We start from the raw sequence: 7,166 nt of genomic DNA, 5'->3' as shown, positions 1-7,166 counted from the left end.
CATTTGTAAATATTGTTGGCTATGGCTTTTGACTGAGGGCATTGCCATTGGCATTTTAACTGGATTGGTAGGGGTAGGGGGTGGTTTTGCCATTGTGCCGGCCCTGGTATTGCTGGGAAAGTTACCCATGAAAGAGGCGATCGGTACTTCTTTGTTGATTATTGCCTTTAACTCTGCAGCAGGCTTTTTAGGTTATTTTGGCCAAGTTAGTTTGGACTATCACTTGATGGTGAGTTTCACCTTCTTCGCTGCCTTGGGAGTTTTATTGGGTTCCTATCTATCCGGTTTTGTTGATGCAAGAAATTTACAGCAGGGTTTTGCCTACTTCCTCATGGCGATCGCCGCTTTTATTCTTTTTCAACAACGGGGCACTCTATGGAGTTCCAAGACCAATAGCTACCTGCCGGAACAAAGCTCCCAAGTATTGCTACAAAAAACCCGGTAGATCCGGCAGAATCAATGGGGAATAAAAAACCTTACGGACCATGGTAACCATTGCTATCCACACAGCATTAGGGGTGATCGGAGGCTTGCTAATTTTTGCCGTCTTTTTTTATCTTTCCAATGCACAGCAAACTTCTGCTCCCCTGGGGCTAGTTTTTCTAGGGTTAGCCTGCGGCATCATGGCCCATTACCTTTCCCCTTGGGCGACCCTCGTTAACTTGGGATTATATGCCCTTATCTCCTTTAAAGAATGGTGGGGCGATCGCCATACCCCCTCCTGAATCCAATGCAACCTTTTGTCTAAAGGAAAAAAACGACACTTTTCAGCCAATTTGACCGTCCCCATCTCCATTAGCGATTTTTTGCCCTGCTTCATCATCCATGCTTTCCCTGCTCACACCTCTAGTTCTGGCCCAAGCCAATCCAATCACCATTCCCATCACTCCCCCCCCGGTGATCACCCAGCCGGCTCCCAACATTGGGGACTCTCCCCAAGAACTAAAAGTAGTGCAGCCGGTGCGTCCTTTGCCAGGGCAGCTAGATCAAATTCCGGTTTTTAACAGTAATAGTCCCGAACTAATTTTTAACGAAGGCATTATTCTCTCCACCCTGTCTTCCATTGGCATGGGTCATCCCTACGCCCACCTGAATCATCCCTTCCGGGGTCGGTTTGATGTCTTTGCCCACCACGTTGTCCAAGCATCTCCCGAAGGCAGGACTTTATACCTAGGGGTGTTATTGTTCAATGGCAGTCGGCAAGACGCCACGGTGGAAATTCTCCAGGGAGCCAGTTCCCTCACTTCCCCCGATGCCCTATTTATTGATCTGCCGCCGGTGGTGGAAAACAATGACGGTAAGGTTTTTGCTGGCCCCGGTAGCCGGGTAATGAACGATGTTTTGCGGGGACAACGGCAGAGTGATTACCCCGAAAAATTTGTCATTCCCGCTGGGCAAAGTCGCATGCTGATCAATCAGCCTTTGCCGGTGAACTATACCCCCGTACCTGGGCAGCCGCCACCGATTAGATTGCCGCGCAATGGTTTTTCTGCCTATCTCCGTCTCAACACCAACGTTCCTATCCATGCGGCCAGCATGGCCATGTATGCTCCCCAGGATAATTTTGGCGTAGAACAAGCTCCCCGCTTAGCGGATTGGGAAAACTTGCTTAAAACGGCTAACCTCATGCAACCCAGGGATCGTATTCCCCGCAATAGCCAACGGCGAATTTATAGCCGGGTGGCAGGGGTTTCCATTGGCTCCCAGTGGCAGGGCACCATCACCGACGACAACAGCCAACAATTAAATATTCCCGAACCAGGACGGGGCTTTTCCTATCCCATCAGTTCCCTAGAGGGAGGACGCATGGGTACTGGCCAAAATCAGTCTGCCCCCATGGCGGTGCGTTATCCGGATACGGCCTATGAATCCCATGGCAATTATGGGGTGCAATATAGTTTGACTTTACCTCTGGTGAACAACACCAACCGCAATCAGACCGTTGATCTGACGGTGGAAACCCCACTCAAGTTTAATGACGCATCCAATGACCAGTTAACTTTTCTCGTCCCTCCCGCTGTCAATATCTTTTTCCGGGGCACAGTAAGGTTCAGCTACACCGATCGCCGGGGTCAGACCAATAACCGTTACTACCATCTGGTGCAACGACGGGGGCAAAAGGGAGAAAATTTGGTCACCCTAGACCTAAAACCGGGGGAAAAACGCACTGTTCAGGTGGATCTACTCTATCCCCCCGATGCCACACCGCCCCAACTGTTGACAGTCAGGACTCGCTGACCAGGGGACTGGGGGAGACTAATGGGGAATTGATCGCCTGAGTTTAGCAAGTTAGGACAACTAGGACTAACTTTTGGCCACACCAACTTTCACCCCTGGGCTCTGTTCTTCTTCTCCTTCCTCTTCCCCTAGGCCCAATTCCCGTTTGAGAATGGCAATGGATTTCTCGCCAATGTAATGTTCCGAACAAATAATTTCCGGCATCCGGATCAAATCATGGCGTTCCGCTTCGATCGCCTGGCGCACAATAGGTTCACTAGCAGGATCGGTAATGATAGTGCGGGCGGTACGGACTAGGGAGCGCAATTTCGGGCGATCGCTCACCAATGCCGATTTCAAAAAGAGGGATTCTCCCCGCAGGCTATGGATAAGAATTTCCGCAATGGTGAGAATGCCGGGGCTGAGGCTGACAATGCCTAAACAGGAGTTTTCCGGTAGGGCCTTAACTAGTTCTAGTTCTTTGCTGTAGTCGTAAATATCAACGGGAATAACCCGTACATCGTAGGGAGTGGCAATGGACTCCGCTTCAGCCAGGAAGTAGCGACTGGTGACCACTGTGCCGGAGGGCAGTTCCGACAGCGCTTGTTTGAGGGTTTCCATGGGCACTAACTGCACAGGAATTACCAGGGCTTGTTCCAATTCGTTGAGAATTAATTGTCCGGCCCCGATGTCCCGTTGGGGAACAGTGACTAACACCCTAGCGGTACTGCGCAGTCGCCAGTCAATGGTTTCTAAACAAAGCTCTTTCACCTGGGAAAGGTTTAACCCTTGGCTGAGCAGTTCATCAATGGTTTTTTGGATTAGCTGGCTGGCTTCGGGGTATTCCCGGAATAGGGGGCCATCAAGGATAATGCCCTCCTCGGTGCTGGGGGCTTTAACGTAAATACCTGAACCGGCGATGGATTCCACTAAGCCCGCATCTTCCAGATTTTGGTAAACCTTACTGATGGTGTTGCGGTGTAGGCCCGTCATCATGGCCAGTTGCCTGGTGCTGGGTAAACGATGCCCCGGATGATATTGACGGGAGGCGATCGCAAAACGGATTTGGTCAAATAACTGCTTAGAAGCAGGAATTTCGCTGTCGTTTTGAATTTGGAACTGTAGCATTTTAGGGAAGGGTAAACGAGGAGTAGGCAGATGAAGTCCGGATTTTATCCCACGGCTAAAGACGGTCTCCACCAGGGAAAGGTTCATTGGCAATTAGGTTTTGATCGCCACTGGTCATCTGGTCCAAATGATTAGTTGTCGCTAACGAAATTTGCCAACGTTTTCCCAATCAATTTTCACTAGCCACAAATTTTTAAAATTTCCCTCAACTGTTAAAGGGGCGGAGCCAACCCCAATCCATGGCCCAATCCAGGCTGGAACGAACTACGGCAAAACTAATCAGACTTTCCCCCATCAAAATGGCGATCGCCAGGGGATCTTCAGTGGTGGGCAATTCAATCAATCCGCCGCTCCGCACGAGGGTAAAGGCCAGCACGGCCCCGTCCCGGAGATGGGCATTGTCATCTTGGCGAATGATGTAGCGATAGGTGACAGCAAATAAAAAGCCACTCAGCAAACTACTACCAACGTTCAAACCCAGGTTAATCCAGTCCGAACTCAGTGGGCTTGTGAGTAGGCTGAAATAGTTGTTTCCCAGCAAGGTCAATCCGTAAACCAGCCCAAAGGCGATCGCCCCTAGGCAACCGGCCTTAATGGACTCCAAACGTTCCTGAAAGCTTAATTGCACCCGTCAACCCCCTCCAGAAGCAAACACGGATCAATTATTGCAGGAAAGCTAGAATTTCACTGTGCAATTTTATGTTGGGGCTAGCTACTACTTCGGTGGATGTGGGGGTTAAATCCCGCCCCTGCCAATCGGTAAAACAATAATTAACCCCGGTCAAAATGGGGATTAGCGCACAAAAATCATAAAAGTTCAGATCCGCTTCCACTATCACCACGGGCATGGCCGTCCAACCACTGGCGGCGGCAAGGTAATTAAAACAATCTCCCCCAAAGGCGGTGCGCTGACATTGGCGATAAATATTTGCCATTTTCTGCTGTTGCTCCGGGTTGGTGAACATTAACGGTGTGGTGGAGGCAATACAGGCGGAGGCTAAATTAATTTCGCTCTTTTCATAGGGATTAACCAAGGACATGCCGTTAACGTTACTTTGCTCTCCCTGTACCCCCTGCCATCGATCGCCGCTGATGGGTTGATTGGCAATGCCCAGCACTGGCTGCATATTTTCATCCACTAAGCCAATCAGGGTGGCAAAAATTGGCAAGCCCCGCACAAAAGAGGAAGTGCCATCAATGGGGTCTAGCACCCAGGTATAGCCCGATTGCCCGCTAATATTCTCCCCTTCCTCCCTAATTACACTGTCCTGGGGCAATTTTGCTTGAATTAAATCCACCATGGCCTGTTCTGCTTCTTCGTCAGCCTGGGTGACAATGGCGGAAACCTGGTCGGTTTTTGTGCCACTCTGGAGATGGGAGCGACGAAAATATTGAGCGAGTACGTCCCCGGAAATGGTGGCCAATTGCTGGGCGATGGCTAATCTTTGTTCAACCTCTGGCAACATTTTTCTATTCCAAAGACCCCTTCAAACTGGCGATCGCCGACAATAATTGGTCAATTTCTGCATCGGTGCCCACTGTAATGCGTAGATAATTGGTAATGCGGGGATGGTTAAAATAACGCACCAAAATTTTCTTTTCCTTCAGGGCTTGGTACAGGTCGGCGGCGGCAATCCAACGGGGGGCGGCAAAAACAAAATTGGCATCTGAAGGACAAACCTGGAAATCCAACTTGGCCAATTGCGCCATCAAACGGGTGCGAGTAGAACGTACCTTTTGCCACAGGGGTACAAATTCAGCTTGGTTCCGTAAAGCGGCAGTGCCCAAGGCCTGGGCCACCCGGTCAAGGTTATAGGAATCCCGCACCTTATCCATTTCCTCGATCAATGTCGGCGCGGCGATCGCCAATCCCACCCGCATCCCCGCCAGGCTATAACTTTTCGAGAGGGTGCGGGAAATAATCACATTGTCGAACTCTTGCAGAAAATCCCAATGGTCCTCGTCGGAAAAATCCCCATAGGCTTCGTCAATTACCACCACTCCTTCGGCCTGGGCGCAGGTCTGCCACAGAAATTCTCGCTTTAAATGTTTGCCTTTGGGGGGATTGGGAGAAGCGAGGAAAATTAATTTTGCCCCCGGACAAATCACCGGCCCGGTTAAATCAAAATTGGCATCGGTGGCAATCTTTTGCACCTTAGCTCCATGCACCGAGGCGATCGTTTCATACAAAGAGTAAGTAAGATCTAAAAAAGCAACGATTTCCCCTGGATCAACAAAGGTGCGCACCACAATATTGAGAATATCGTCGGAGCCATTGCCCGCCAACACCTGATTTAACTGCACTCCATACAAATCCGCCGCCGCCTGACGTAACTGGGTCGAAACGGGATCAGGGTAAAGCCGTACCTTTGGTAATTCTGCCGCCACCGCTGCCAACACCTGGGCCGGCGGATCGTAGGGATTTTCGTTGGTGTTGAGCTTAATAAAATCGTTAGTTTGGGGCTGTTCCCCGGGCACATAGGCAGGGGTTTGACGGACAGATGGACGGATGGACACCATTGCAAAATTACGGCCAAAGGGGCAAAAAATCCCTTTGTTCAAAGCTTCTCCCAATACAGACCATACCCCGACACCGTTGCCGCTGTAAAGGCAGGACATAGGGGAACAATGGGGTTTTGTTGAGGCTGTTTTTAACGTTCCTAATTGATCTACCAAGATGGAGCTGATGAATCCTTAAGTTTTCCACCGAAGAATTGAGGGGGCACAGAAAGATACCATTGCCCAACTGCCAATTATTCACAACAATGGCGGGCTGCGTATTCCTGAGCTATCTGGCCATAGGAATCTAAATAATGGCGGAGACAATGAAACTGGTCTGGGTTAAGACGGTAATAAATCCAGCGGCCCTCCTGGCGAGTGTGCACCAATTCCGCATCCCGCAAGCGCTTGAGATGGAATGATAACTTGGATTGGCTAATGGTCAGTTGCTCGCACAGGTCACACACGCATTGTTCCTGATTTTCCAGTAACGTCAGTACCTGTAGGCGAATGGGGTCAGAGAGGGCGTGGAATCCGGCACTAATTAGATCTTTTTCCGTTGGTTTCACAGCAATATAAGGAAATACCAATGCATTGTTTGCAGTGCGCTTGATTGAGATGCCCCCAAGCTTTTGTCTGGCTATGGTGCAAACTTTTCTGGAGGATTATTTAACTTTTACACAGAAGGCAAAATCAAGCTGAAATATAAGTTTAAAACCAAAGGGGAAGGCTTGATGGGGGGATATTGAGACAAATTTTTCGCTCAAAAGTAAAGTTTTGCCGAATTTTGTGCCGATTTTGACAAAACAATGTTATTTTTCGTGGTGGATATTTTTGATCCGAACTAGTCGATCGCATCTAGGCTTAAGTAGAGCCTGACTAAAATAAACTCTTTTTACCTTTTTTAAAACGCAAATGAAAAAGTACATTGCTGAATTTATCGGCACTTTTTGGCTAGTGCTTGGCGGTTGTGGCAGCGCTGTTTTTGCCGCATTTATTTCTGTTCCCGGTGGCGAAAACACCAACGAGTTTGGTTTGGGTTATCTGGGGGTTTCCGTTGCTTTTGGCCTGACCGTCTTCACTGGGGCCTACGGTTTAGGCCACATTTCCGGTGGTCATTTTAACCCTGCTGTTTCCTTTGGCCTCTGGATGGGCAAAAGATTCCCCAGTTCCCAGTTAGCCCCCTATATTGGAGCTCAGGTACTAGGGGCGATCTTAGCTGGCTTTTTTATTCTTATCGTTGCCCAGGGCAATCCTAACTTTATCCTCGATCCAGCCCAATCTAACCCCTTGGCCACCAACGGTTTTGGGGACCATTCCCC

9 protein-coding genes are annotated in these 7,166 nt (G+C 49.5%); 4 read left to right on the top strand and 5 right to left on the bottom strand.

Features of this window, described 5'->3' with window-relative positions; translation table 11 throughout:
* The 3 genes from IQ219_RS14370 to IQ219_RS14360 all read left to right on the top strand — a co-directional run.
* The coding region (locus tag IQ219_RS14370) for a sulfite exporter TauE/SafE family protein (protein WP_194073061.1) at window positions 1-445 on the top strand (445 nt) is incomplete at its 5' end.
* A 40-nt stretch (window positions 446-485) separates the two neighbouring features.
* The gene (locus IQ219_RS14365; RefSeq protein ID WP_194073060.1) at window positions 486-725 is read left to right on the top strand and encodes a hypothetical protein; all 240 of its coding nucleotides are present in this window, start codon (window positions 486-488) and stop codon (window positions 723-725) included.
* Window positions 726-825: 100 nt separating this feature from the next.
* Entirely contained in the window at window positions 826-2,238 is a 1,413-nt protein-coding gene (locus tag IQ219_RS14360; protein ID WP_194073059.1) for a DUF3370 domain-containing protein, read from the top strand.
* Window positions 2,239-2,304: 66 nt separating this feature from the next.
* Here the strand turns inward: IQ219_RS14360 and IQ219_RS14355 are convergent, their stop codons facing one another.
* The 5 genes from IQ219_RS14355 to IQ219_RS14335 form a co-directional block, all read right to left on the bottom strand.
* Window positions 2,305-3,432, bottom strand: a complete 1,128-nt coding sequence (locus IQ219_RS14355; protein ID WP_368667612.1) for a GntR family transcriptional regulator — start codon at window positions 3,430-3,432, stop codon at window positions 2,305-2,307.
* Window positions 3,433-3,550: 118 nt separating this feature from the next.
* The gene (locus IQ219_RS14350) at window positions 3,551-3,973 is read right to left on the bottom strand and encodes a hypothetical protein (protein WP_194073058.1); all 423 of its coding nucleotides are present in this window, start codon (window positions 3,971-3,973) and stop codon (window positions 3,551-3,553) included.
* Window positions 3,974-4,007: 34 nt separating this feature from the next.
* Window positions 4,008-4,811: a histidinol-phosphatase gene (gene hisN, locus IQ219_RS14345; RefSeq protein WP_194073057.1), complete on the bottom strand. Its 804-nt coding sequence runs from the start codon at window positions 4,809-4,811 to the stop codon at window positions 4,008-4,010.
* 4 nt (window positions 4,812-4,815) lie between these two features.
* On the bottom strand, window positions 4,816-5,865 hold the full coding sequence (gene hisC / locus IQ219_RS14340) for a histidinol-phosphate transaminase (RefSeq protein WP_194019457.1): 1,050 nt from the start codon (window positions 5,863-5,865) through the stop codon (window positions 4,816-4,818).
* Between the two features lie 233 nt (window positions 5,866-6,098).
* Window positions 6,099-6,413 carry a metalloregulator ArsR/SmtB family transcription factor gene (locus IQ219_RS14335; RefSeq protein ID WP_190599017.1) on the bottom strand — a complete coding sequence of 105 codons (315 nt, stop codon included), beginning with the start codon at window positions 6,411-6,413 and terminating at the stop codon, window positions 6,099-6,101.
* 346 nt (window positions 6,414-6,759) lie between these two features.
* On the opposite strand from IQ219_RS14335, the gene IQ219_RS14330 reads away from it, so the two are divergent.
* A partial coding sequence (locus tag IQ219_RS14330) for an aquaporin (RefSeq protein ID WP_194073056.1) occupies window positions 6,760-7,166 on the top strand: 407 nt, incomplete at its 3' end.

The organism is Synechocystis sp. LEGE 06083, from assembly GCF_015207725.1.
Classification (GTDB): Bacteria; Cyanobacteriota; Cyanobacteriia; order Cyanobacteriales; family Microcystaceae; genus Synechocystis; species Synechocystis salina.
The sequence above is the reverse complement of the archived record's forward strand: the minus strand, read 5'-3'. Positions and strand labels throughout refer to the sequence as shown.

Bases quoted from the DNA above. Each gene is read 5' to 3' on its own strand.
- hisN (WP_194073057.1), bottom strand. From the start codon at position 4,811: ATGTTGCCAGAGGTTGAACAAAGATTAGCCATCGCCCAGCAATTGGCC.
- IQ219_RS14355 (WP_368667612.1), bottom strand. From the start codon at position 3,432: ATGAACCTTTCCCTGGTGGAGACCGTCTTTAGCCGTGGGATAAAATCC.
- IQ219_RS14360 (WP_194073059.1), top strand. From the start codon at position 826: ATGCTTTCCCTGCTCACACCTCTAGTTCTGGCCCAAGCCAATCCAATC.
- hisC (WP_194019457.1), bottom strand. From the start codon at position 5,865: ATGGTGTCCATCCGTCCATCTGTCCGTCAAACCCCTGCCTATGTGCCC.
- IQ219_RS14365 (WP_194073060.1), top strand. From the start codon at position 486: ATGGTAACCATTGCTATCCACACAGCATTAGGGGTGATCGGAGGCTTG.